This is a genomic window from Synechococcus sp. PCC 6717 (assembly GCF_022698185.1).
GTDB lineage: Bacteria > Cyanobacteriota > Cyanobacteriia > Thermosynechococcales > Thermosynechococcaceae > Thermosynechococcus > Thermosynechococcus lividus.
In genome coordinates, this window is sequence record NZ_JAKLTV010000003.1 from 1 (window position 1) to 22,857 (window position 22,857).

19 protein-coding genes, 1 tRNA gene and 1 pseudogene are annotated in these 22,857 nt (G+C 53.3%); 5 read left to right on the forward strand and 16 right to left on the reverse strand.

Features of this window, described 5'->3' with window-relative positions:
• Nucleotides 1-260: 260 nt before the first annotated feature.
• The 3 genes and pseudogenes from L5470_RS04190 to L5470_RS04200 form a co-directional block, all read left to right on the forward strand.
• Nucleotides 261-407: pseudogene (locus L5470_RS04190) on the forward strand (RNA-guided endonuclease TnpB family protein); the annotation flags it as partial.
• 151 nt (nucleotides 408-558) lie between these two features.
• Entirely contained in the window at nucleotides 559-2,001 is a 1,443-nt protein-coding gene (gene gnd, locus L5470_RS04195; RefSeq protein WP_499498349.1) for an NADP-dependent phosphogluconate dehydrogenase, read from the forward strand.
• A 30-nt stretch (nucleotides 2,002-2,031) separates the two neighbouring features.
• Nucleotides 2,032-3,795, forward strand: coding sequence for an ABC transporter ATP-binding protein (locus L5470_RS04200; RefSeq protein WP_499498351.1), 1,764 nt, complete (start codon nucleotides 2,032-2,034; stop codon nucleotides 3,793-3,795).
• Nucleotides 3,796-3,803: 8 nt separating this feature from the next.
• Here L5470_RS04200 and L5470_RS04205 read toward each other — a convergent pair whose 3' ends face one another.
• Entirely contained in the window at nucleotides 3,804-3,935 is a 132-nt protein-coding gene (locus tag L5470_RS04205) for a hypothetical protein (protein ID WP_257790497.1), read from the reverse strand.
• Between the two features lie 136 nt (nucleotides 3,936-4,071).
• Here L5470_RS04205 and nrdR point away from each other — a divergent pair, with 136 nt between their 5' ends.
• Entirely contained in the window at nucleotides 4,072-4,554 is a 483-nt protein-coding gene (nrdR, locus tag L5470_RS04210; RefSeq protein ID WP_499498354.1) for a transcriptional regulator NrdR, read from the forward strand.
• 92 nt (nucleotides 4,555-4,646) lie between these two features.
• Here nrdR and L5470_RS04215 read toward each other — a convergent pair.
• The 4 genes from L5470_RS04215 to L5470_RS04230 form a co-directional block, all read right to left on the reverse strand.
• A tRNA-Val gene (locus L5470_RS04215) sits at nucleotides 4,647-4,719 on the reverse strand.
• A 78-nt stretch (nucleotides 4,720-4,797) separates the two neighbouring features.
• Nucleotides 4,798-6,063, reverse strand: a complete 1,266-nt coding sequence (locus L5470_RS04220) for an ATP phosphoribosyltransferase regulatory subunit (protein WP_099798656.1) — start codon at nucleotides 6,061-6,063, stop codon at nucleotides 4,798-4,800.
• 6 nt (nucleotides 6,064-6,069) lie between these two features.
• Nucleotides 6,070-7,014: a J domain-containing protein gene (locus L5470_RS04225; protein ID WP_099798655.1), complete on the reverse strand. Its 945-nt coding sequence runs from the start codon at nucleotides 7,012-7,014 to the stop codon at nucleotides 6,070-6,072.
• A 110-nt stretch (nucleotides 7,015-7,124) separates the two neighbouring features.
• Nucleotides 7,125-7,436 carry a DegT/DnrJ/EryC1/StrS family aminotransferase gene (locus L5470_RS04230; protein ID WP_198406230.1) on the reverse strand — a complete coding sequence of 104 codons (312 nt, stop codon included), beginning with the start codon at nucleotides 7,434-7,436 and terminating at the stop codon, nucleotides 7,125-7,127.
• Nucleotides 7,437-8,061: 625 nt separating this feature from the next.
• On the opposite strand from L5470_RS04230, the gene dxs reads away from it, so the two are divergent.
• The gene (gene dxs, locus L5470_RS04235; protein WP_099798257.1) at nucleotides 8,062-9,972 is read left to right on the forward strand and encodes a 1-deoxy-D-xylulose-5-phosphate synthase; all 1,911 of its coding nucleotides are present in this window, start codon (nucleotides 8,062-8,064) and stop codon (nucleotides 9,970-9,972) included.
• 61 nt (nucleotides 9,973-10,033) lie between these two features.
• Here the strand turns inward: dxs and L5470_RS04240 are convergent, their stop codons facing one another.
• The 11 genes from L5470_RS04240 to L5470_RS04290 form a co-directional block, all read right to left on the reverse strand.
• Nucleotides 10,034-11,392 (reverse strand): flavin monoamine oxidase family protein, encoded by a 1,359-nt coding sequence (locus L5470_RS04240; protein WP_499498357.1) that lies wholly within the window; start codon nucleotides 11,390-11,392, stop codon nucleotides 10,034-10,036.
• A 349-nt stretch (nucleotides 11,393-11,741) separates the two neighbouring features.
• On the reverse strand, nucleotides 11,742-14,777 hold the full coding sequence (gene ppc / locus L5470_RS04245; RefSeq protein ID WP_499498359.1) for a phosphoenolpyruvate carboxylase: 3,036 nt from the start codon (nucleotides 14,775-14,777) through the stop codon (nucleotides 11,742-11,744).
• Nucleotides 14,778-14,877: 100 nt separating this feature from the next.
• Nucleotides 14,878-16,353 (reverse strand): DUF3352 domain-containing protein, encoded by a 1,476-nt coding sequence (locus L5470_RS04250; RefSeq protein ID WP_499498361.1) that lies wholly within the window; start codon nucleotides 16,351-16,353, stop codon nucleotides 14,878-14,880.
• Between the two features lie 46 nt (nucleotides 16,354-16,399).
• Nucleotides 16,400-17,404, reverse strand: a complete 1,005-nt coding sequence (locus L5470_RS04255) for a phosphoribulokinase (protein ID WP_448515353.1) — start codon at nucleotides 17,402-17,404, stop codon at nucleotides 16,400-16,402.
• Nucleotides 17,405-17,559: 155 nt separating this feature from the next.
• On the reverse strand, nucleotides 17,560-17,805 hold the full coding sequence (locus L5470_RS04260) for a type II toxin-antitoxin system HicB family antitoxin (RefSeq protein ID WP_499498364.1): 246 nt from the start codon (nucleotides 17,803-17,805) through the stop codon (nucleotides 17,560-17,562).
• Nucleotides 17,792-19,222: a protoporphyrinogen oxidase gene (gene hemG, locus L5470_RS04265; protein ID WP_499498366.1), complete on the reverse strand. Its 1,431-nt coding sequence runs from the start codon at nucleotides 19,220-19,222 to the stop codon at nucleotides 17,792-17,794. Before hemG ends, L5470_RS04260 begins: the two co-directional genes overlap by 14 nt.
• A gap of 36 nt (nucleotides 19,223-19,258) precedes the next feature.
• On the reverse strand, nucleotides 19,259-19,462 hold the full coding sequence (locus tag L5470_RS04270) for a DUF2811 domain-containing protein (RefSeq protein ID WP_448524668.1): 204 nt from the start codon (nucleotides 19,460-19,462) through the stop codon (nucleotides 19,259-19,261).
• A 531-nt stretch (nucleotides 19,463-19,993) separates the two neighbouring features.
• Nucleotides 19,994-21,229 carry an ABC transporter substrate-binding protein gene (locus L5470_RS04275; protein WP_499498368.1) on the reverse strand — a complete coding sequence of 412 codons (1,236 nt, stop codon included), beginning with the start codon at nucleotides 21,227-21,229 and terminating at the stop codon, nucleotides 19,994-19,996.
• Entirely contained in the window at nucleotides 21,230-21,748 is a 519-nt protein-coding gene (gene ilvN / locus L5470_RS04280; protein ID WP_099799812.1) for an acetolactate synthase small subunit, read from the reverse strand.
• A 96-nt stretch (nucleotides 21,749-21,844) separates the two neighbouring features.
• Complete coding sequence (locus tag L5470_RS04285; RefSeq protein ID WP_499498370.1) at nucleotides 21,845-21,967, reverse strand: hypothetical protein; 123 nt, start codon at nucleotides 21,965-21,967, stop codon at nucleotides 21,845-21,847.
• Nucleotides 21,968-22,075: 108 nt separating this feature from the next.
• Entirely contained in the window at nucleotides 22,076-22,852 is a 777-nt protein-coding gene (locus L5470_RS04290; protein WP_227517541.1) for an SDR family NAD(P)-dependent oxidoreductase, read from the reverse strand.
• Nucleotides 22,853-22,857: the final 5 nt, after the last annotated feature.

Sequence of the window (22,857 nt, forward strand, 5' to 3'; positions counted from 1 at the left end):
ACGATCTTGATGCGTTGGTATGGTCGGGTGCAATCCCTGTAAACTACTCCCAGCTAAAGCAGGGAGCTTTTAGTAGCCCTGCAGTTAGCAAGCCAACCGCGAGCCTCTGGGGTGGTTTACAACACCCCCAATCGACCGTTACCAGTGCCTTGAACAACCGTTTCTGGTGTCCGCAGTATAATTATAACCTAAAACAACTGAAGTTGCTAAAGGAGCTTTCCTCCCCGCACTGAAGTACGGGGCTTCCAGCCCTACCCGATGTGAACCACACTGTTTCCGAGCGCATCGTTGAAAGCGCAACGTCTCTTTCTGCCAGCATTGCACTAGAGGATTTAACAGGGATTCGAGAACGCACACACCAGCAACCTCGCACCAAAACTGAGCGGAGACGCAGTAACAGTTATGCGGACAGTGTCGATGCCTTCACCCTTTAAGGGGCATGGAAGTCCGCATCCTCTCAGTTCTGTGGGTAAAAGTTAACGTCTTCTTCCATTGCGTTCCCAGAGCTTCCCGCTATGGTGGAAATGATATTTGCCACTGCAAGCGCAGGACGAATTTATGTCACAGCAAGATTTTGGACTCATTGGCCTCGCTGTTATGGGGGAAAACCTTGCCCTCAACGTCGAACGCAATGGTTTTTCAGTGGCCGTTTACAATCGTACCCCTGCCCGTACGGAGGCGTTTATGGCCGAACGCGCTGTTGGCCGTAAATTTAAGGCGACCTATACTCTCGAAGAATTTGTAGCCTCTCTATCTCGGCCGCGGCGAATTCTGGCCATGGTGAAAGCAGGACAGCCGGTGGATGATCTCATTGCCCAACTCAAGCCCCTCCTTGAACCCGGAGACATTCTGATTGATGGGGGTAACTCGCTCTACACCGATACTGAGCGGCGAGTTGCTGAACTAGAAGCTGCAGGTCTGTGCTTTGTTGGTATGGGGGTGAGTGGCGGTGAAGAAGGGGCGCTCAATGGCCCTAGCCTCATGCCCGGAGGGAGTATCGATGCCTACAAGGCATTGGAGCCCATTTTGACGAAAATTGCGGCGCAAGTGGATGATGGCCCCTGCGTGACCTACATTGGGCCTGGGGGAGCAGGTCACTATGTGAAGATGGTGCACAATGGCATTGAGTATGGCGATATGCAACTCATTGCCGAAGCCTACGACCTCCTTAAGAATGTGCTGGGGCTGAATCATCAGCAACTCCACGAGGTGTTTAAGGAATGGAACGGCACTCCGGAACTCAATTCGTTTTTAATTGAAATTACTAGCCAGATTTTTACCTATATTGACCCTGAGACTCAACTGCCCTTGGTGGACGTGATTGTGGATGCGGCTGGTCAAAAGGGGACGGGTCGCTGGACGGTGGAAACGGCTCTTGATATGGGGGTGGCTATTCCAACGATCACTGCAGCGGTCAATGCCCGCATTATGTCGTCAATCAAGGCGGAGCGACTGGCCGCAGCACAACAGCTTCCAGGACCAAGCGCTAGCTTTAGTGGCGATGTGAATGCGTTTATTGATAAGATTCGCGATGCTCTCTACTGCTCAAAGATCTGCTCCTATGCTCAAGGGATGGCACTGATTGCCAAAGCCTCGCGGGAGTTGTTTGACAACCGCTTGAATTTGGGTGAAATTGCCCGCATCTGGAAAGGAGGCTGCATTATTCGCGCTGGTTTTCTGAACAAAATTAAGCAGGCCTATGATGAAAACCCTGATCTGCCAAACCTATTGCTGGCACCGGAGTTTAAGCAAACTATTCTGGATAAACAGGCAGCTTGGCGGGAGGTGATGCTGGAGGCTACTCGTTTAGGTATTGCTGCTCCAGCCTTTGGTGCGTCTTTAGAGTATTTTGATAGTTATCGGCGCGATCGCCTGCCGCAAAATTTGACCCAAGCGCAGCGCGACTTTTTTGGTGCCCACACCTACGAGCGCCTTGATAAGCCCGGCACATTTCACACCGAATGGGTGCCGATTCAAGAGTCTGCGCCTGTAACGCGCTAGGCTAAGATCATTGAGGGGAGTTGTTGGCCATTGCATCCGTTTGTTCGGCTACTACATCACACTCAACGCTATCGGCGACAGGTTGGGCTGGCCTCCCTGTATTCTATTCTTAACAAAATTTTTGATTTAGCTCCTCCGGTTCTCATTGGGATTGCGGTGGACTTGGTGGTGCAGCGGCAAGATTCCCTGTTTGCCCGCTGGGGTCTTGTGTCTTTTGAGCACCAACTCCTTGCTCTTGCCCTGATTTCCTTTATTATTTGGAGCCTTGAGTCGCTGTTTGAGTATGCCTATGCGCGGGCATGGCGCAATTTGGCACAGCAGATTCAGCACGATTTGCGCCTAGAAACCTACGCCCGTGTCCAAGAGATGGATATGGCGTTTTTTGAGGCCCACAGTAGTGGGCTACTCTTGGCGATTCTCAATGATGACATTAATCAGTTGGAACGCTTCCTTGATGGCGGGGCAAATGAAATCTTACAAGTGACGACCACTGTTATTGCCATTGGTGGGATTTTCGTTGTGCTGGCACCGACGGTGGCGTTTTGGGGGATGCTGCCGATGCCGTTTATCCTGTGGGGTTCGCTGGTATTTCAGCGGCGTTTAGCGCCGCGCTATGCGGATGTGCGCGAAAAGGCGGGGCGACTCAACGAACGCTTAGCAAATAATATTACCGGCATTCAAACCATTAAAAGTTTCACGGCTGAGCGCTATGAGCTGGAGCGACTGCGTATTGACAGTGATGCCTACCGGCAGAGTAACCGCCGTGCCATTCGCCTTAGTGCTGCCTATATTCCCCTGATTCGATTTGTGATTTTGTTTGGTTTTACGGGAACGCTAGTGCTGGGGGGCTTTGCGGCGTTTAACGGCCATCTTGATGTAGGGGCTTACAGTACGATGGTGTACCTGATTCAGCGCTTGCTGTGGCCTTTGACGCGTCTAGGGGAAACGCTGGATCAGTATCAGCGGGCGATGGCTTCTACGCAGCGGGTGTTGAATTTACTGGAGACCCCTATTGCCATTCGGACGGGCGATCGCCCCCTAGACCCATCTCGGGTGAAGGGAGAGGTGGCCTTTAGGGATGTAAGCTTTGCCTATGCTGGGCGCTCTGCTGTGCTCAAACATATTAACCTGACGATTCCCGCTGGGCAGACTGTGGCCATTGTTGGCTCCACTGGCTCTGGCAAAAGTACACTGGTGAAGTTGCTCCTGCGCTTTTACGAGGTGCAGCAGGGGTGTGTGTGTATTGATGGTATTGACATTCGCGAGTATCGCTTGCAGGATTTGCGAGCCGCTATTGGTTGGGTAAGTCAGGATGTGTTTTTGTTCCATGGCACTGTTTTTGAAAATATTGCCTACGGCACCTTTGATGCCACACTGACGGAGGTCATCCAAGCCGCCAAGATGGCGGAGGCGCACGAGTTTATTGAGCAATTGCCGCAAGGGTATGACACGGTGGTGGGGGAGCGGGGGCAAAAACTCTCTGGGGGGCAACGTCAACGGTTGGCGATCGCCCGTGCCATTCTCAAGGATCCGCCTATTCTGGTGTTGGATGAGGCCACCTCAGCCGTGGATAACGAAACCGAAGCGGCGATTCAACGCTCCCTTGCCCACATTACTGAGCACCGCACGACGATCGCGATCGCCCATCGGCTCTCAACGATTCGCCATGCCAACTGTATTTACGTGATGGAACAGGGGAATATTGTCGAGCAGGGCACCCACGAAGCGCTACTTGCTCAGGAAGGACTGTACTACAGCCTTTGGCAATTGCAAACTGGGCAACTGATTTCGTAACTGATTGATTAGCGTGCAAAAAAGCCAACCACAATCAGGGGAATAAAAATTCCCAAGGCAACAATGAATAGAAGGGTTTCCGGTTCAATGTTAATGATAGCAGGTTGGCCGCTTTTTTTCGGAGGCTCAGAATTGGTCATGGTGTGATACCCGTGGTCTAGCTTCAGCGTAGCAAATCATGGTATTGCCCTATACCTTCTTAGGGCACCGAGAGAATCAGCTATGATACAAACAAGCCTTTGATGCGCTGCTCCTCCTCATTGTGGCTGAGTGCTTATGCAGTGTCCTTTTTGCAACCATACCGATAGTCGTGTGCTAGAGTCCCGTTCCGCAGAAAGTGGGCAAAGTATCCGGCGGCGACGGGAGTGTCTAGAATGTGGGCGACGCTTTACCACCTACGAGCGGATTGAATTTGTCCCTATTATTGTCATTAAGCGGGATGGCAATCGTGAATCGTTTGATCGCTCGAAGCTATTGCGGGGGATCATGACCGCCTGTGGTAAAACCAATGTCCCACAACAGCAAATTGAAGCCCTCGTGGACGATATTGAGGCGGACTTGCAATTGCGATCGCGGCGCGAAGTGAGCAGTAGCGAACTCGGAGAAGCGACTCTCCAGCGTCTGCGACAGATTAGTGAAGTCGCTTACGTACGGTTTGCCTCGGTCTATCGTCAATTTCAAGGCATTAGTGATTTTGTCGAAGAGTTAGCCCACTTGCAGCAAAGTTCTCCCGAGTTGCCAGCCCTTGTGCAGCGCTGAGTGCGCCTACCAAAAATCCGTCGCAGTGCTCTGCCTATACTGCGTTGGGCGAGCAGTACCTGATAGGAGCTTAACTTCAGATTGTTTGTGTATGGGCGGTGAGGGACTCGAACCCCCGACAGCCTCGGTGTAAACGAGATACTCTACCAACTGAGTTAACCGCCCACATTGCTGCGGCTTTTTATTCTAACAGAGGCGTTGACTGCAATGCTATAGCCGCCAATAACTTGTACTGGAGCGAAGCTATGAACGTGGTGGCAAAAGGGTCGCTGTTTCACGGCTTTGCGTCAGCGTGAGCGGGTCGATAAGAGATTCAATTTGCGGGGGGGTATCAACATCAATCCAAGCAATATAGGGAATTTGGCGATCGCGAGCGTAGGAACGGATTTGTTCTGGCGCAAGTTCCAAAAGAGCCAGCTCCACTCGGGTTGAGCCATCGAGTCGCAGGGTTTGGGCATGCTGAAGGGCAGCCCCTAAGGCAGCAGGATTCAGAGGGACGACTAGCCACTGACTGCGAGCCGCCAGTAAAGAGGCCGGAGGACTAGCGATCGCCTGTAGCAATTGTTCAACGTTAAAAACAAAGCCAATGCCAGGTAGAGCCGTCCCATCAGGATGATACACGCTGAGAAGTTGATCGTAGCGCCCTCCCTGACCCACCAAGCGCAGTTCTGTTTCGGTGGCAACTAAGACTTCAAAAACAATCCCCGTATAGTAGTTAAAGGATTGAATTAAACTGAGGTCAAGCGTGACCGTGAGGCGATCGCCCACCAGTTCCAAAAGTTGCCGGAGAGCTTGAAAACGCTGATGGATCTCTGCGGACACGCGCCACCTCTCTAATTCATCTTCAACGTCTCTGAGGGAACCCCGCAGATCAAAGAGTTGACAGGCGCGCTCTGCCCAAGGTGACGGCAACTGTTGCAAACTAACACGGTCTAAACTAGCCAAACATTGCCGCACCACGTTTTGCAACTCAGTCGGAAATTCTGCCAATAATAGCTGTGTTAACTGAGCATCACCGACCATCAGATAAGCATTGTCAACCCCAAGCGCACTCAGGCACTCCTGCACCAACCAAAGAATTTCAGCATCCGCTGCTAGGCCGGTTGCCCCCAACAGTTCAACCCCAGCCTGAAAAAATTCTTGCTGACTGCCTAAGTCCCCTGCGGTGGACCCCCCCATAGCCGAACGCCGAAAGACATTGGTTTTGTAGTACAAGCGTTGGGGCAGCTGCATTCCTGCCATCCGAGTCACTGCCGCCCGGGCGATGGAGGCGGTTAGCTCTGGACGCAAACCAAGGAGTTCATCACTCCCTGAGTGCACCTGAATGACGGTTTCCGGCTTGAGTGCGCCCCCAGCAGTTAAGGTCGCCAAGGTTTCAATAGTTGGGGTAATAATTTCTTGGTAACTCCAGCTTTGAAAAACGCGCTCTAGGCGGTGCTCCAGCCAGCGCTGACGAGCAACATCCAACGGCAAAATATCACGGGCACCACAGGCCGGTTGATACACCATAGCAGGCTACTTCTTCCCAAAAAGACCACCAAAGAAGCCACCCTTTTTATCTCGCCCCTCCTTACCTTGTGGCGGCTGCGTATTTTTYTGCTGTGCCTTGCGCTCCTTTTTGGCAAGGATTTCCATGCCTTGAATGGCAACAATTTCTTGGGGGTTCAGCTTGAGGGCTTGGTTGAAATGTATCTTTGCCATACTATTTTGACCCTGCTGCAAGTACACCTTCCCCAGTAAAGCATTGCAACGGGCACTGCGGGGGTCAATTTTCAGAGCATCCTTAAGCTCCTTAATAGCCTCTAGATAAACGCCTTTATTGAGTAATTCCTCAGCACGGCGATAGTATTGCTCGGTATATTGGTCAGTCTTGGACGGCTCCGGCGTAGCAGCCACTACAGGCTCTGATGCTGGGCGAACCTGAGTATCAGCCATTGTTTGGCGGGTCGCCGGTGGGGCAGCACTAACTGGGGCGGCTGCTTTCCCCCCCGAGGATCGCCACAGATAAATCAGATTGAGTTCACTAATTTGTTCACTGACGGTCAGGGCATTGGCCAGATCGCTGTATTGCTCCTTAGCCAATTTTTCCAGAGCTTGTTGGTAGGCTTCCTCAACATTCGTAGCGTTAAACAGGTCTTCAGCCAAACTGAAAGTTGGCTCGGGCACCATATTGGCAGATACTAGCTGCTTTTCAAGTAACCGCAGAATAACCTGATACTCTTCCCGTTCTTTATCTTGAGAGAGAATTTCGTAAGCTGGGTTGACGAATTTAGAGAGCAAGTCACTGGCTAATTTCTTCCCCGATTCTTCATCACGGCTGTCCGGGTGCAGGGCTTTGGCAATTTTGAGGTACCGCTTACGAATCTCTCCGGGCTGTGCCGATAAAGGAATGCCAAGGGCAGCGTGCAAATCACGTTTGGAGTTGAAGCGACCAAGACCGTGATTAATCTCAAAGGCCATATCCGTTGAAGACCGCGTAGAGGGCAAAATACTCTATGATTATATCCCCTTATATCCCTTGCCGTTGGCTGAGCCAGAAAACCCATTGAGAACGTCGTTTTCCTCTGGGTCTATGGAATCAGGGTGCGCAGTACTTGAATAATATAATCCTGCTGCTCAACCGTTAACCCATAGTACAGCGGTAAACTGATGGCTTCGCGGTAATAGGCTTCAGCGGCGGGGAACTCTCCCCAGCGAAAGCCAAGCTGCTGATAGTAGGGCTGGGTATGGACAGGGATGTAATGCAGGTTCACACCAATTCCGGCAGCGCGAAGTGCCTCAAACACCTCACGGTGAGAGCATCCTATCTGATCCAGCTTGAGGCGAATAATGTACAGGTGCCAGCTAGAGGCAGTATCCCCATGCTGGGCAGGGAGCGTCAGGTCATCGTTACTTTACTTTTACTTTTACTTTTATAGTAGTGATGTGGGCGGGCTAAAACCCCTCCGCTTTAGCGAGGGGATACAGCCAACTCAGGGGGCTTTAGCCCTCTCTATGCGTTAAACTAGAGACGTGGAAAGTAGGCGTATCAACTACGCGAAGAAACATCCTAGTACGGAGAAATCCCGGCAAGTAAGTCACTACCGCTTTGGCGGCAAGCCTAAACCACTGCAAGCAATGGCAGGATGTTGAGCGTATCGAATTGGCTAGTGTTGAAAAGCGCGAAACCACAAACCGAAACATAAACGTAGTCCCAATAGCAGGAATGCTTGAGGTGAGTAGGGGGTCTTTGACTGCTCCCACCCGCATTAAGTTGTGGGTGACAGCTCAAGGGAAAAGCGAAGCAACGCGGCTTCAGCCCGTTGCGTAGCATCCTTTGGGAATCTCCTCTCTTTCAAGGAGGAGAGAAGTCAAGATGAGCTATTTCGCGATTATTGCGGATTTTCACCTCGCTTAGGGACACAATAGGAGAAGGGGGTCGGAGGACTTTGCTAGAATCAGTCAGAAGGTCGTTCCCCCTTCAGCGGCAAACTATCCAAGTCGATACTTCAACGAGGCCGGGTTTCTATGCATTTGAGTGAGCTCACCCATCCTAACCAGTTGCACGGGTTATCCATTGCTCAGTTGAGTCAAATTGCAGCACAGATCCGCGATAAGCATCTGGAAACGGTGGCGGCAACGGGAGGGCATCTGGGGCCGGGCTTAGGTGTGGTGGAGTTGACCCTAGCTCTGTACCAAACCCTTGATCTAGAGCAAGATCGGGTGATTTGGGATGTTGGCCACCAAGCCTATCCCCACAAAATGTTGACGGGTCGCTATAACAACTTTCATACGCTGCGCCAAAAGGGTGGGATTGCGGGCTACTTAAATCTACGGGAGAGTCCCTTTGACCATTTTGGTGCCGGCCATGCCTCGACGAGTATCTCAGCAGCATTGGGGATGGCGATCGCCCGAGACCTTAAGGGAGAGCACTTTAAGGTGGTGGCCATCATTGGCGATGGGGCTTTGACGGGTGGCATGGCGCTAGAAGCCATTAACCATGCCGGGCACCTTCCAGACACCAACCTCATGGTGGTTCTTAACGACAACGAAATGTCGATTTCTCCCAACGTGGGGGCCATTCCCCGCTACTTAAACAAGATTCGCCTGTCCCCCCAAGTCCAATTCATTGCCGATAACCTTGAGGAACAATTTAAGCACATTCCCTTTCTTGGGGAAAACCTCACCCCGGAAATGCACCGCATTAAGGAAGGTATGAAACGGTTAGCCGTACCCAAGGTTGGAGCGGTGTTTGAAGAACTCGGCTTTACCTACGTCGGGCCAGTGGATGGCCATAACCTCGAAGAGTTGATTGCCACCTTCCAGCACGCCCACACCATTAGCGGGCCGGTCTTGGTTCATGTGGCAACGATTAAAGGCAAAGGCTATGCGATCGCCGAAAACGATCAAGTGGGCTACCATGCCCAAAACCCCTTTGATTTGGTGACCGGCAAAGCCAAACCCTCCAGCAAGCCCAAGCCCCCCAGCTACTCGAAGGTTTTTGGTGAAACCCTCACTAAATTGGCCGAAAATGACCCGCGCATTATTGGTATTACTGCTGCCATGGCCACAGGCACCGGTCTAGATATTTTGCAAAAGCGGCTGCCGAAACAATACATTGACGTTGGCATTGCTGAGCAGCACGCGGTCACAATGGCTGCTGGCCTCGCCACCCAAGGAATGCGCCCTGTAGCCACAATTTACTCCACATTTTTACAACGTGCCTACGACCAAATTGTTCACGATGTCTGCATCCAGAGCCTGCCGGTCTTTTTCTGCATGGATCGCGCCGGTATTGTGGGGGCTGATGGGCCGACTCACCAAGGAATGTACGACATTGCCTACCTCCGCTGCCTGCCCAATATGGTGCTAATGGCTCCCAAAGATGAAGCTGAACTCCAACAAATGCTGGTGACCGGCATTAATTACACCGCTGGCCCCATTGCCCTGCGTTATCCGCGGGGAAATGGCCACGGTGTTGCCCTGATGGAGGAAGGCTGGGAGCCGTTGCCCATCGGCAAAGGGGAACTCCTGCGCCAAGGGGAGGATCTGGTGCTGGTTGCCTACGGTTCCATGGTCTATCCAGCCCTGCAGGTCGCGGAAATCCTCAAAGAACATGGTATGCGTGCCGCGGTAATCAATGCACGCTTTGCCAAACCGCTCGACACAGAGTTAATTATTCCTTTAGCCAAACAAACGGGTCGAGTGGTTACCCTCGAAGAAGGTTGCCTGATGGGAGGATTTGGTTCAGCGGTTTTAGAAGCATTGCAGGACGCAGACGTTCTTGTACCTGTGCTGCGTTTAGGCGTTCCAGATATTTTGGTGGAGCACGCCACACCAGATGAGTCTAAAGCGGATCTTGGCCTAACGCCGCCCCAGATGGCAGAGACTATTATGGCTAAATTTGCTGTGCCTCAACCTACGGTAGCCGTTGGCTAAGTTCGCTCAATTGCACCGTCGAACAGCGACGACGCAGGGTAATCTTTGTGTTTGCAGGGCGCTAGGCTGATGACAGCCATTCCCTAGCAGCGCGATCGCCGCTCAAATAGGCGCCATGCACTGTGGCCGGATAGCGATCGTGGGTGGCTTCGCCAGCAAACAATAGCCGCCCCTCAATGGGTTGGGCAAGGGTGCGGTAGTCTTGGGGGCTGGCTAAGGGAGGAATAAACGAGTAGGCACCGTAGCTAAACGGATCTTGCCCCCAGCGGGTAATAGCAAATTTTGTGGGGTCAGGAATCTTCGTACCGTATAACCGCCGTAGCGTAGCCATGGCCGCAGTGATCACCTGAGTATCTGACCACGTTTCAAGACGATGACCAACGGTGGCGGCATTAAAGGCCACCAGTAAGGGTTGCCCTGTGTAGGCGTGCAGGTTGAGCCATTCGCACCACTCCCCTTTGCTGGCAGAAATGTAGTTCAGGATTTCTACGTCTTCCCAAAAAACCGTTGGAAATTCCAACACAACTTTGTTGAGGATTCCCATACCAAGGTTGTCAATAGCCTGCTGAGTTATCCGAGGTAAGGCTGGCTCAAAGACAATCCGACCGCGTTTGAGGACTCCCAACGGAACCGTTACGATGACGGCGCGGGCACAGTACACCTGTTGGTTCGTTTCTAGGGTGATAACCTTAGGGTTGCTATAGTCAATACCCTGCACCAGTTGGTTACGATACACCGTTAATGGGGCAGGAGATTGGCTTAAATACCGAATGATACCATCGTACCCTTGGGGAAACAGCACATCATCACCGTCGAAGGTTTCATCACTGTCGAGGTGCTGATGGGATAGCTCCTGTACATCGGCAGCGCGTTCGTGCTCAATGGTGGTATTCAGGTAAAAATGAAGGCTGGGGGGCAGGGCTTGGGGGTGTACTTGCGTAATAATCGCCTGCAGTGAATCTCTAGAACCACTTGGCTGTGCCATCACCTGCTCAAGGAGGCGATCGCCTTGATCATAAAGATGCTCTGTAGCGGCTGCCGACAGAGAACGACCGTCAGTGTTGTAGAGGATGAGATTGTTGTAGTCCGTTACTTGGGTGGGTAGTCTTGCGGCCACTGCAAGGCGCTGAATGGGGTTTCCCTGGATTCCATGAATCCAGCTTGCCCCTAAATCGACGGGAACTGTGAAGTCAGACACCGTCCAAATGCGGCCACCGAGGCGATCGCGCGCTTCCAGAATGCAGACCTGCTGCCCTGCGGCTTGTAATCGCTGTGCTGCAGCCAAGCCAGCAATCCCAGCGCCAACGATAACGACATCCCAGGTATTTTGTTGGGTTGCGGCAAGGGGCACGGGCCGACACTGGGTCAGAGTGACCCCGGCGATGAGGCCTTGTAGAAACTGGCGCCGCTGCAAAGGCATACAAAAATTGACTAGAATCACTTCGATACCAGTAATTTTGTCATATTTGCTCCAACCCCTCATTCAACCTAGGTCAACAGTGAAACGACGGCAAATCAACCGTTTTCTCCTCTGGGGGGGCACCGGACTGGCAGCTGGCTTGACACTGCGGCAATGAAGTGATGCCCAAGCTGTTATCCCCGACGACAGCGAGTTTGCAAGCCTGACAATGCCTGCTAAACCAGAAACGGAACTCCTGATTCCGGTGTTTCTTGGGAATGATCAATGATGCCCATAACCTACGGGGCGATCGCCCCCGCCTGTTTGCTACCTTGGCGCTGGATGGCTACCTGTATTGCTTGGCAGGGGCTTAGCCGGTATTGCGCATCCCAGCGGCCACACCATTGATGGTCAGCAATGCCCCCCGCAGCAGTTCCCCCCGACCATAGCGGGAGCGCAAAATTGCCCCGGAGGTGGTTTGGCTGTTGTGCTGGCGCAGGCGTTTTAGTAGCGACACCTGTAAGAACCCCAACGGCACAATGGTGCGATTGCGTAACTGCACAGAGCGCTGCAAGGCTGGGTCGCCATCTAGTAATCGCTCGTGCCCAGTAATTGTCAAAATCAGTTCACTAGTGAGTCGGTACTCCTCAGCAATTTGATCGTAAAGGCGGAAGAACGACTGGCGATTTGGGGGGGCACTCAGTTCTTGGACGTAGTAGCGGCCAATTTCTAGATCGACTTTGGCAAGGGTCATCTCCACCTTCGAGATCACCATCCGGAAAAAAGGCCACTTGTAGTAGAAATAGCGCAGCAACGAGAGGTGCTCAGCAGGTTTCTCGTCTAAAAACTCCTTGAGGGCAGTGCCAACCCCATACCAAGCAGGCAGCAAGAAGCGCGTTTGCGTCCAGCTAAATACCCATGGAATAGCCCGCAGACTCTCTAGGGTTTTTTTGCCCCCTCGGCGAGTTGGTCGCGAGCTAATTTGCAGTTGGCTAATTTCTTGGATCGGGGTCACTTCGTTAAAAAACTCAATGAACTCTGGCTGCTCGTAGATGAGATGGCGATAGCACTGGCGCGATCGCATGGCCAACTCCTCCATGATTTCATGCCATGGCTGAATTTCGTCAATGCTACTGCGGAGTAAGCTGGCTTGAATAACCGCTGTTGCGACCGTTTCTAGGTTAAAGAGCGCCAATTCCGGCAGGGAATACTTCGAGGCCAGCACTTCTCCCTGCTCGGTAATTTTAATGCGGCCATTAATCGTTTGTTCGGGTTGCGCCAAAATCGCTGCGTAGGCAGGTCCGCCGCCCCGTCCGACGGAGCCACCCCGTCCGTGGAAAATCCGCAGTTGAAATCCAAAGGCTTCGGCAATTTTTTGCAACCGCTGCTGTGCTTTATAAATTTCCCAATTACTACTTAAAAAGCCCGAATCCTTATTGCTGTCGGAATAGCCCAGCATGACTTCCTGTAGGAAGGGGGTGGTGTGGCTGGCCAGATAATTGTGGCAGAAGGGCAAGGAAAACAACTGCGTCAAGACCGCTGGGGCGCGTCTTAAGTCCTCTACGGTTTCAAAGAGGGGAATCGCTTGTACCGTACTGGCACCCGTCACCGGATCAAACAGCCCTGCTTCCTTGGCAAAGAGCAGCACCTCTAGCAGATCGCTGACATCGTGGCTCATACTAATAATGTAGGTGTGGCACAAATCAGTACCAAATTCCTGTTGCAGTTGCCGCACCATACGAAAGGTTTCAATGATTTCATTGGTGCGATCGCTAAAGGGGAGTTCGCCCGGGATGAGGGGGCGGCGGGTCGATAGCTCACTCAGGAGCCAGCGGGTTCGCTCGGTTTCCGATAGCTCATTGTAGGGACAGGGCAGCACGCCTAAGTAGGCGGTGATTTCGTTGAGGGCATCGGCATGGCACGTGCTTTCCTGGCGAATGTCTAAGGCTGCCAAATTAAACCCAAACACCTCTACTTGGCAGATAAGGTCGTCCAGTTCCCGACAGGTCAGTCCCGTTTCTTTGAGGTTGCGTTGGATCAGGGTTAGCTCTGCTAAAAATTCATGGCCGTGGGCATAGTACTGACCACTGTTGAGGGACTCGGCATCTGGGCGGCGAATGCAGTAGGTTTGGAGGTTACGGTTGCGATCGCGCGTGTTTTGCAGCCGTTTGAGGACATAGGTGAGTTTGAGACGGTAGGGTTCTTGGCGATAGCGCACCGCATACTGATCGTAAACACTGGGGAGTTGCCGTTGATCTTGTTCAAGGGAGTCTAGCAAGTCCGGTAGCACATCACACCAGTGCAGTGACAGGCTAAGCAGGTTAATCAGCCGCTCAACAGATTTTAGGTACTCTTCCAGAACTAAGTTGCGCTGATAGCAAGCGGTTTGCCATGTGACTTCCGGTTTAACGGAGGGGTTACCGTCGCGATCGCCCCCGACCCACGAACCAAAACGGCAGAAGTTGTAGCGGGGGGGAGTGAGATAGGGAAAGCTCTCTTTGAGGGATTGCTGGAGGCGGCGATACAACTGGGGAATCGCTGCAAAAATCACCTCTTTGAAATAGTGAAGCGTATATTCCACTTCATCAAGCACTTCCGGCTTGAACTGGTGCAGCTCATCGGTGCGCCACCACAGGCGGATTTCCTCCATCAGTTGGGCGCGTAGGGTGTGAGCCGTCCAATCGGTGAGGTGGGGCGAGGCTCCCTCAACGGTATCCATTTGCTCCAGCAGCCGTGCCACCCGCCGCTGCTTATCACGGATGGTCTGGCGCACAATTTCCGTTGGATGCGCCGTAAAAACAAGCTTAATGTCAAGCTGATCCAGTAGTTTTTGAATATACTTAGGGGGCACATTCAGGGTGCGCAGGCGAGGAAACAGCCATGAAAAGGAGCCGTGCTGCTGCGTGGCGGGGGKAGCTTCGTACAAACTATGCTCTAGGCGCTCGCTTGGCCCGCTGCGAACATCCGTCGCATTGGCCGCATTATGGGCTAAGGGAAAGCCCTCGCCACTCACGCCGGAGATGGGTTCACTCATGACGCTGCGCCGCCGCAACCCCTCTTGCAGCACTCGCTCACGGTTGTACTGCTGTTCGTAATGCTGCTCAAGAATATTGATGATTTGAAAGTAAAGGTTAAAGGCACGCGCTGCACGGATGGATTGGCTCAGTTCCAATGACTCAATCACTTTGAGTAATTCGCCTTCCGGTGGATGCAGAGCATGGCCTTCTGGCGATGACAAGGCACCCAAGCGCCGCAACAGATCCACAAGCTCTTGCCCCGATTCGGCAGCAAGGACATCCACCAAGACCTCTTCAACGAGCCGCAAGCGATCGCGTAACGTTTGTGCTGCTAAACTTTCACTTTCTACGGAGCGATCGCGATTGGTTACATCGAGGACTGATGCCATAATTACCCCAGTCAGCAAACATAATACTCCCTACTTTAACCAATACTGGGGGCAAGGGGCTACAGCAACTAGCCTCCCCAGACTTAACGTTTCGTTAATATCAATTGGTGGTAACAATTATTTCACTGCGCTGGAGGCGATCGCTAGCACCATAGTTCACCCATGTAATGCTTTGCAGCCGCCCTAGCCAACCAGCCGTTAGACCATTCAGGTAGGCCAACAGGGGCACCCGCTCCGCTAGGTAAGGGTAGAGATCTGACCATTGGGCATAGGCTAGGCCAACAATAGCACGCCGTTGACGGGTCAGTTCGTCGCTCAGCCATGGTGCCCGTTGCTTGGCAGGCATCAGGTAGGGGAGTGCCGAAGCAAGGGTTAGGGTGTCGTTGTCTTGCTGATAGACCGCTGCTACCTCTGCGGCTAAACCTTCGCTGGTGTCGGCGGCAAGGGCAAGCTTGACCCATGCAGTCACTGCTTGCTTATCCAGCACTAGGCGATTCACGTCATAGCCAGCGGAGCGCGCTTGCTCATCCAGTTTTTTCAATAGTGTGGGGGTTTCGGGGGTTTGGCGGGTTTGCCACCACCATTGCCAACCCGCGGGTTGCCGCCACAGCGCAAGGGTGTAGCGATCTGTGGCCAAGGGGAAAATTATCTCTTCTAGATCTACCCCCAGCGTGAAATCCCGCAGCAGTTCAGGGACAATAGGGGTACCCTTAGGGGTCGTGGCCACGCTGAATGTCTCTAGGTTGGCCAGCAGGTCACGGTAGGTGGTGGGCAACTGCCGTCCGGCTAAGACCAATGTGGGGCGATCGCCAAGGGTGCGCAGGTCATCCAAGGGCAATGGTACGGAAGCTACCGCCGGTGCAGCAGTGGCATGGAGAGCAATTTCTAGGTGAATCTCATTATTGTGGCTACGAACCCCCACTAGGAGGCGATCGTAGGCTGGGGCAAACTGGTTCTCTCGGGTGAGGGGGTGCAGGTTGGCATAAAAAAGGAGGCTGTCTTGATCATTAAATTGCGCCAGTGCCTCTTGATAAAAGGCTACCCCCCCAAGGTTGGCATCCTTCGCCCTACGGCTGCCCAAGCTAGCGAGGATCGCGGCGGGATCGGTGGCCACTAACAGGCGATCGCCCAAGGTTGCTGTGGCGACCCGCTCGCCCACCTGCACCGGAACCCCTTGGTAGGTCTGGGTATCAAACGCATGATCTTGCCAATACTGGTTCAAGAAGGCAGTGGCAGCGTCTGGTCGCTTCAAGTGCCAAATCCATAGCAACCGTGGCGCATCACACTGAGTTGCACAGGGCAACTGTACCAGTACTCCCTCGTCCTGTGCCCACGTTGCCATATCAGACCACTGCCAGCCCCACGTAGCTAATTGGGGCGTGAGTGCCGTGTCCCACAGCCTGCGCAGTGGCTCGACGGTCGGACGCTTATGGAACCTGAGGGCGCTCAGGGCGTAGCGCGGCACAAGTACCATATCATCCACAACTGCCGCCTGGGCTGGCTCACAAACCAGCATGAACCAGCACAGACTAACGAGCAAAACAATGAACCAGTTGGATCGATGGCGCGATTGCATGGGTGCTCCTCGTGATGACCCCAAGGGGCGATCGCCAGCAGATGGGCTAACGATTACTTACCGTGGCCACCGTTCGGGAGGTCAGTCGTTCGTAAGTGGCGCGCATTTTTAACCCCGTCAACACTTGGAACAAGCCAGAGCCATTATCAGAGCCTGGGTAGTCACGGTGCTTCAGCAGTAGCTCTGTCATTTCACCATAGTACTTTGTCGATGTATTGCTGAGGTGGCTTTCGATGTAGATCACCTCATCCAGCTTTTCAAAGCGGCCATCCACTTCAAGCACCGAAACCGAGTGACCATAGTATTCGTCAGGACCATAGCTGAGGCGAATGCCGGGGTAGGAACAGGTAAGCTTACGACCGCAGGGCACCCAAGAAATAGTTGAGCCTTCGTCAAAGAGGTAAACCGGATCAAAGCCCGGAACGCCATCCCGCTGCAACATCCGCACCCGTAGAATATTCCCTACTTTCTCTTCTTTCACTAGCTGCGTTGGCAGAATTTGTAGCACCACATCGGCGTATTGCTTTTGGGGGTCAATGTAGGCCATAAAGTCAGGGCGACGGGCATTGATGGAGGCAATCACATCATCGTAAGTGTGCCCCCGCTCCGCCATATCCCGTTTGATTTTCCAAGCGATTTTGACATCATCGCTAATATCGAGATAGACGCTAAAGTCAATCAGGGAGCGCACCCGCTCATCATAAAGGGGGTGTAACCCCTCAATCACAACGACATGGTTAGGATCAATTCTTTCTGGCGGATCAATGGTGCCCGTTTCATGGTTGTAGATGGGCTTCATAATCGACTCGCCACTTTTGAGCGCCTTAATCTGCTCGTACATCAAATCAAAATTATTGGCGCGGGGGTCAAGAGCCGTAATCCCCGTTTCTTTTCGCTGCTTGCGATCCAGACTGTGATAATCATCTAGGCAAATCACAGTCAAAAATTCTTCGCCAAACAGATCGGCCAGTCGGCGCAAGAATGTTGATTTACCACAGCCGGAGTCTCCAGCAACGCCGATGAGAACCACACGGTCTGGCTTACTGCTCATAGCTGACGATTCCCTTTGCTCGTAGAAGTGGACATTCCCTTACGGGGCGGTTCAGTTCAGTATTCTTTTACTGATATTACAGGGGTGAGGTCCCCCTGCGATACCTTTTTGAGGGAAAAAAGCAAGGCTACCCATTCTACCGTTGCCAGTCTTCCCTAAAAGACCTCACGAATCGGGACTTCAATCCCATCAATGATTGGCACAGGGATGCCGCGGGAGACATGGAAATAGATCCAATCTTCCAGTAATTCCGACAGGTGCTCACGGCAGTCAATGAGGTTTTTTCCCTTGGCGCTGACGCCATCAAAGCCGGGAATTTCACCGTAGATCAAGCCATCTTCGGGGTCGATACGATAGACAGCTCGATCCAGTGCTGCATTCATATAGTTAGACAGAGCCATACGTCCCTCCTAAGTAGGCATCCACCGCAGCAGCAGTGTTATACCCATGTTCGACGCGATCGCCTAGGGCAACGCCAGCCGCGTAATTACTACACAGGAATAGGCCGGGCAGGTGCTTCAGGGCGTGGGTGATCTGCTGCCACTGCTGCGGATAGCCAAGGGTGTATTGGGGAATGGCTCGCCGCCACAGTTTCATCCCCAATAAGCGGGCTTTGGCTGGGGGTAAGGCAAGCATGTGCTCTAAATCCTGCTGCACCTGCTGGACAATGGCCTCGGGTTCAAGCGTCGCCAATTCAGGATCCGTTGCCCCACCAATAAAGCTGGTAAACACTTGCCAGCCAGACGGCGTGCGCTCGGGAAACAAGCAAGATGACCAAATTGTGCCAAGGGTGCGTAATCCTTGAGTGCGGGGAATCAGTACCCCAAAGCCCGGGCGAGCGATTACCCCCATCCCCGTGGGATAGGCCAACACCACACAGGCTACCGCTGGGTAGGGAATGCCCTCTAGACCGGCAGCAATTGTAGGTTGCCATGGCCGCAGGAGGTCTGCGGTGACATAGGCGGGGGKGGCCAGCACCACACTACGGGCACGCCATGCTTGCTCGCCATCAGGGGTGGTGGCGCTTAGGGTATAGCCGCCGCTGAGTTCGGGGGTAAGCTGATGCAGTGCCGTTTGTAAGTGAATGGGTGCTGCTAAGTGGTGGGCGATCGCCCGCGGTAGGGCACTTAATCCCTCCTGAAACGACCCCAGTTCCCCTGGACGCATCTCGAGTCCCTTTGGGGGGGKGGGCTTGGGGGGCTGCTGCCGCCGTAGCCGTAGGGCACCCGGTATGAGAGCGCCGCCGAGCTGTTCCAGTTGGACAATGCGCCGAAAGGCCGCCGCTGCACTCAGTTGTTGTGGATCGCCAGCATAAACCCCAGACACAAAGGGCGCTACCAGTCGCTCGGCTACCTCTTTCCCTAAGTGGCGCTGAAAAAACGAGCTAACGGATTCATCGGCATCCCTAAGGTAGGGCGGGACAAAGCCAAAGGCACCTAAGGCGGCTCGCAGTTTTCCCCAAGGGCTAAGTAACCCGCTCGTGGCGAGGGCGAGGGGGCGGGTAGGCTCTAAAGGGTGGAGCTTGCCGCGCCAATAAATGTAACGGGGCAGGCGGCGATCGCCCCGCAGCAGTTGATCCTGAAGCCCCACCTCGGCAATAAGGTGCAGCAGGGCAGGGGTGGGCGCAAAACTATTGGGGCCCAATTCCCACACAAAGCCGTCCCGCGCTTCGGTCGTGATGTTCCCGCCTAGGCGATCGCTGGCCTCCAGCACCACCMCCTTGTACTGCGGTGCCACCTGTTGCAACCGCCATGCAACACTCAGGCCGCTTAACCCCGCCCCAACAACAGCAACATCTACGACAATAGGTTCACTCACCTAGCTTGATTCCTACCAATCACCGGTCTGCAATGCCTAAAACCGCTTAAATAACGAGTCTAAATAAACCCGCGCGGTACGGCGATCGCACTCTCCATTTTGCAGCAAAAAGAGGGACAGCGCGGCAACAAACACCCGATCCTGATCCCAGTCAGGATGCCGCTCGAGATAATGTTTCAACGATTCGTGCAGCTCCTCAGGAATCTCGGCCAGAATACTAATAGTGGCTTGAGCGTTCATACAGTGAGTTACCTCGGTAAAACCAAAACATTATTGCAGGCCAATCCTACTCGCCCTGTGGAAACCTGTGGAAAATATTCCAAGCAGCACTGCTCTAAATCCCCATAACCTAGCTATCAAGGGGATTTAGCACGGGATGGTTAAGGTTTTTGGCAAGCAAATATCTATCTGTGGAACTCCATTGTCTGGGTTGGCTCTGAGTCTGTCAATCCTCTCTTAGGCTTATTCTGACACGGGCAATCCACGGCAGAATGCGGCTTTGCGGCAACAGTGCCATCCTCAGCATTGCTCAAGGGAGTTATCCCCAGAAACTGCCTAAACACTTGCCAGACCGTTCTCCCCTGTGGAAAACCCCTAGGAAATCTGTGAAAAACCTCGCAAAACTTGGGGAATTTCTGGGGAAAGTTAGGGGAAAATTAAGAACCTATTAAGATTGCAAATGAGCTGCTAGAACTTCATCAAAGTTATCAATCCATGGCATACTCCCAACACTGCCCCAAAGGTAAAGTGCGGTGCTTTCCGCCGATGACGCTAACGTACCGATCCTTGGCCTGATAACGGCTGACGCTCTACTTGACGCACAAGACGGAACTGACCCGTTTGGCCATCCTCACTCATCTCAATTTGCCCCACGTAAAAGTACCGTTGCACTACTTCCCCCTCTGGGGTAAAGCGCAGTTCGCCCAAGGGAGTGTCATAGGTATCTTGCAGGAGTTGTTGATTCAAGGCTTGGCGTAGCTCTGGCAAGGATAACTGCCCTAAATTGTGCTGCCGGGAGAGTTTGCTGAGGGATTGGGCAAAGACCTGGACAGCGGTAAAGGCTTGGGCACTAAATTGGGAGGGCAGTTGGCGATACTGCGCCTCAAAAGCGTCACGGAACTTAAGGTTCATAGGGGCTGGATTTTCAGGATTGTAGGCTTGAGCCACCAGTACCCCATTGCAAAGGCGGCGACAGACAGGAAAGACATTCACTGTGTTGACACCATTGCCCCCTAGAATCACCCCTTGATAGCCCAGTTCCCGCAACTGGCGAATGAGGTTCCCCCCATCGGCAGCAAGGCCAGAGATTACGATCAAGTCTGGGTTGAGGCTGAGGGTGGCGTTAATCTGAGCTTGAAAGTTAGTATCGGTCGTCTGGGTTTGTTGAACGGTGATCAATTCAAGGTTGGGCTTGCTGCGGATAGCCTGCTGAAAAATGTCTGTTTCCGAGCGGCTAAAGGCGTCATCCTGAGCGAAAAAGACGGCGACGCGACGGATGTTCGGATTGATGGCCAAGGCGGCGTCAATGGCTGTTGGTGCCACCACTTCAACCCCAGCGGAAACACGGCTAATGAAGGCGCCCAGTTGGGGAATCCCCCGTGCGGTATTCGAAGCGGCCACCACTGGCACCCCCGCCTGTTCAGCAATGGGATCCGCACTAAAGGCTTGCTGAGATAGCGTTGGCCCAATAATGCCAACAACGCGATCGCGGTTGATCAGGGTTTGAAAGGCATTGACTGCCCCTGCTTCATCACTACCGGTATCCTGTAGCACAAGGCGGAGGGTATAATCCTTAAGCTCACCTTGGGCGTTAAAAAACGCCACCGCCACCTGCGCTCCCTGAGCTAACTCCTGACCGTAGAGGGACGCATTCCCCGTCTGGGCAAAGGCAGCCCCTAAAGGAATCGTATTGTCACTTAAGGTGGGGGGTTCCGCAGTTGTACAACTACTTAACCCAAGGGCGATCGCCCCGATGCTCCACCCTAGCCACCGTTGCCTCCAGCGCAATTAAACCCGTGCCTCCAGCGATTTCAGATACTCTGTATTCACCCCTGACTCGCGCACAAGGGCAATCTTACCCGTGCGGGCAATTTCACGAATGCCGAACTTATTGAGCATTTGGACAATGGCCACCATCTTACCGGGGTCACCAGAGACTTCAATGGTCAATGACTCATCGGCCACATCCACCACCTTGGCACGGAAAATTTGCACCAGTTCTAAAATTTCCGAGCGAGTACTGGCCGTTGCATTGACTTTGAGCAGCATTAGTTCGCGCTCAACGCAAGGAGTGGTTGTAATGTCCTGTACTTTAAGGACGTTAATGAGTTTATAAAGCTGCTTAGTCAGCTGCTCAATGATGGCATCATCGCCGGGCACCACCATCGTGATCCGAGAGATCCCCAACTGCTCTGCAGGTCCAACGGCAAGACTCTCGATATTGAAGCCGCGCCGTGCAAATAGGCCAGCAATGCGGGTCAGCACTCCCGCTTCATCTTCTACTAGTACCGACAGTGTATGTTTCATTTTATGTTGCTTGCATTCTGGGGAAGGATTAAGCACAATCACCCTATAGTGCATACTTAGTGCCGCTAGGGTGGGCGCAGCCCTTGTTTTTTAAGTCTAGCGGACAACACGACACTCTGCGAAGAGGCGCTCGGCAATGCGAAAGAGTTCCTGACCAGTGTGCCGATAGCGATCGTCGTAGCTATGGCTAAACTGCTTAAACTCGTCGAGACCATCCATTAACCGATTCAACCAGTCACATGAACTACCCCACCCTTGAGAGGGATGGGGTTTCGCAACCCACCCCCCCAGACCGACGCTTTTGACGCTTCCTTGTCGCCAGTTGCTTCAGGCTTCCGCTTCTGAATTGCGCCGGTAAACCATGGTGGTGCTAGCTTGATCCACGGGCATCAGGACAATCTGGTTCAGGTTGACGTGGGCAGGTCGGGTTGCTGCAAAAAGGATGACTTCCGCAACATCGTGGGCACTTAGGGGTGTCATGCCGCGATAGACGGCGGCAGCACGCTGGCGATCGCCATGGAAGCGAACCTCACTAAATTCGGTGGCCACCATCCCGGGGTCAATTTCAGTGACACGAATGGGGGTGCCGAGGAGATCCAGCCGCAGCCCTTGGCTCAGCGCCTGTACCCCTGCTTTGGTGGCGCAATAGACATGGCCACCGGCATAGACTTGGTGCCCGGCAATGGATCCAACGTTAATAATATGCCCCTGCCGTCGAGCAATCATGTCGGGTAAAATGGCGCGGGTCACGTAGAGCAGCCCCTTCAAGTTGGTGTCAATCATTTCCTCCCAGTCGCTAATCTGCGCTTCGGCAAAGGGTTCAAGGCCGCGGCTGAGGCCAGCATTGTTAATCAGAATTTGAATGTTGGCCATGTCCGGGGGCAGAGACGCTAGGGCTGCCAAGACTTGAGGGCGATCGCGCACATCCACGGCTTGGGTTAAGACGGTGCACTCCTGTGGCAGGCGCTTTGCTAGGGTATCTAGGCGATCCTGCCGCCGCGCCCACAGAATAAGGCGTGCGCCTGCTGCGGCAAACACTTCAGCGCAGGCCGCACCAATGCCACTGCTGGCACCCGTAATCAAAACGACCTGCTCCTGAATCATGGACA

Excerpts from the sequence above, each read along its gene's own strand:
- ilvN (WP_099799812.1), bottom strand. The coding sequence starts at position 21,748 with ATGAAACATACACTGTCGGTACTAGTAGAAGATGAAGCGGGAGTGCTG.
- L5470_RS04240 (WP_499498357.1), bottom strand. The coding sequence starts at position 11,392 with ATGCCTTTGCAGCGGCGCCAGTTTCTACAAGGCCTCATCGCCGGGGTC.
- nrdR (WP_499498354.1), top strand. The coding sequence starts at position 4,072 with ATGCAGTGTCCTTTTTGCAACCATACCGATAGTCGTGTGCTAGAGTCC.
- gnd (WP_499498349.1), top strand. The coding sequence starts at position 559 with ATGTCACAGCAAGATTTTGGACTCATTGGCCTCGCTGTTATGGGGGAA.
- dxs (WP_099798257.1), top strand. The coding sequence starts at position 8,062 with ATGCATTTGAGTGAGCTCACCCATCCTAACCAGTTGCACGGGTTATCC.
- L5470_RS04205 (WP_257790497.1), bottom strand. The coding sequence starts at position 3,935 with ATGACCAATTCTGAGCCTCCGAAAAAAAGCGGCCAACCTGCTATCATT.
- L5470_RS04285 (WP_499498370.1), bottom strand. The coding sequence starts at position 21,967 with ATGGATGGTCTCGACGAGTTTAAGCAGTTTAGCCATAGCTACGACGAT.
- L5470_RS04270 (WP_448524668.1), bottom strand. The coding sequence starts at position 19,462 with ATGAACGCTCAAGCCACTATTAGTATTCTGGCCGAGATTCCTGAGGAG.
- L5470_RS04260 (WP_499498364.1), bottom strand. The coding sequence starts at position 17,805 with ATGGCTCTGTCTAACTATATGAATGCAGCACTGGATCGAGCTGTCTAT.
- L5470_RS04290 (WP_227517541.1), bottom strand. The coding sequence starts at position 22,852 with ATGATTCAGGAGCAGGTCGTTTTGATTACGGGTGCCAGCAGTGGCATT.
- L5470_RS04255 (WP_448515353.1), bottom strand. The coding sequence starts at position 17,404 with ATGAGCAGTAAGCCAGACCGTGTGGTTCTCATCGGCGTTGCTGGAGAC.
- L5470_RS04250 (WP_499498361.1), bottom strand. The coding sequence starts at position 16,353 with ATGCAATCGCGCCATCGATCCAACTGGTTCATTGTTTTGCTCGTTAGT.
- L5470_RS04220 (WP_099798656.1), bottom strand. The coding sequence starts at position 6,063 with ATGGTGTATCAACCGGCCTGTGGTGCCCGTGATATTTTGCCGTTGGAT.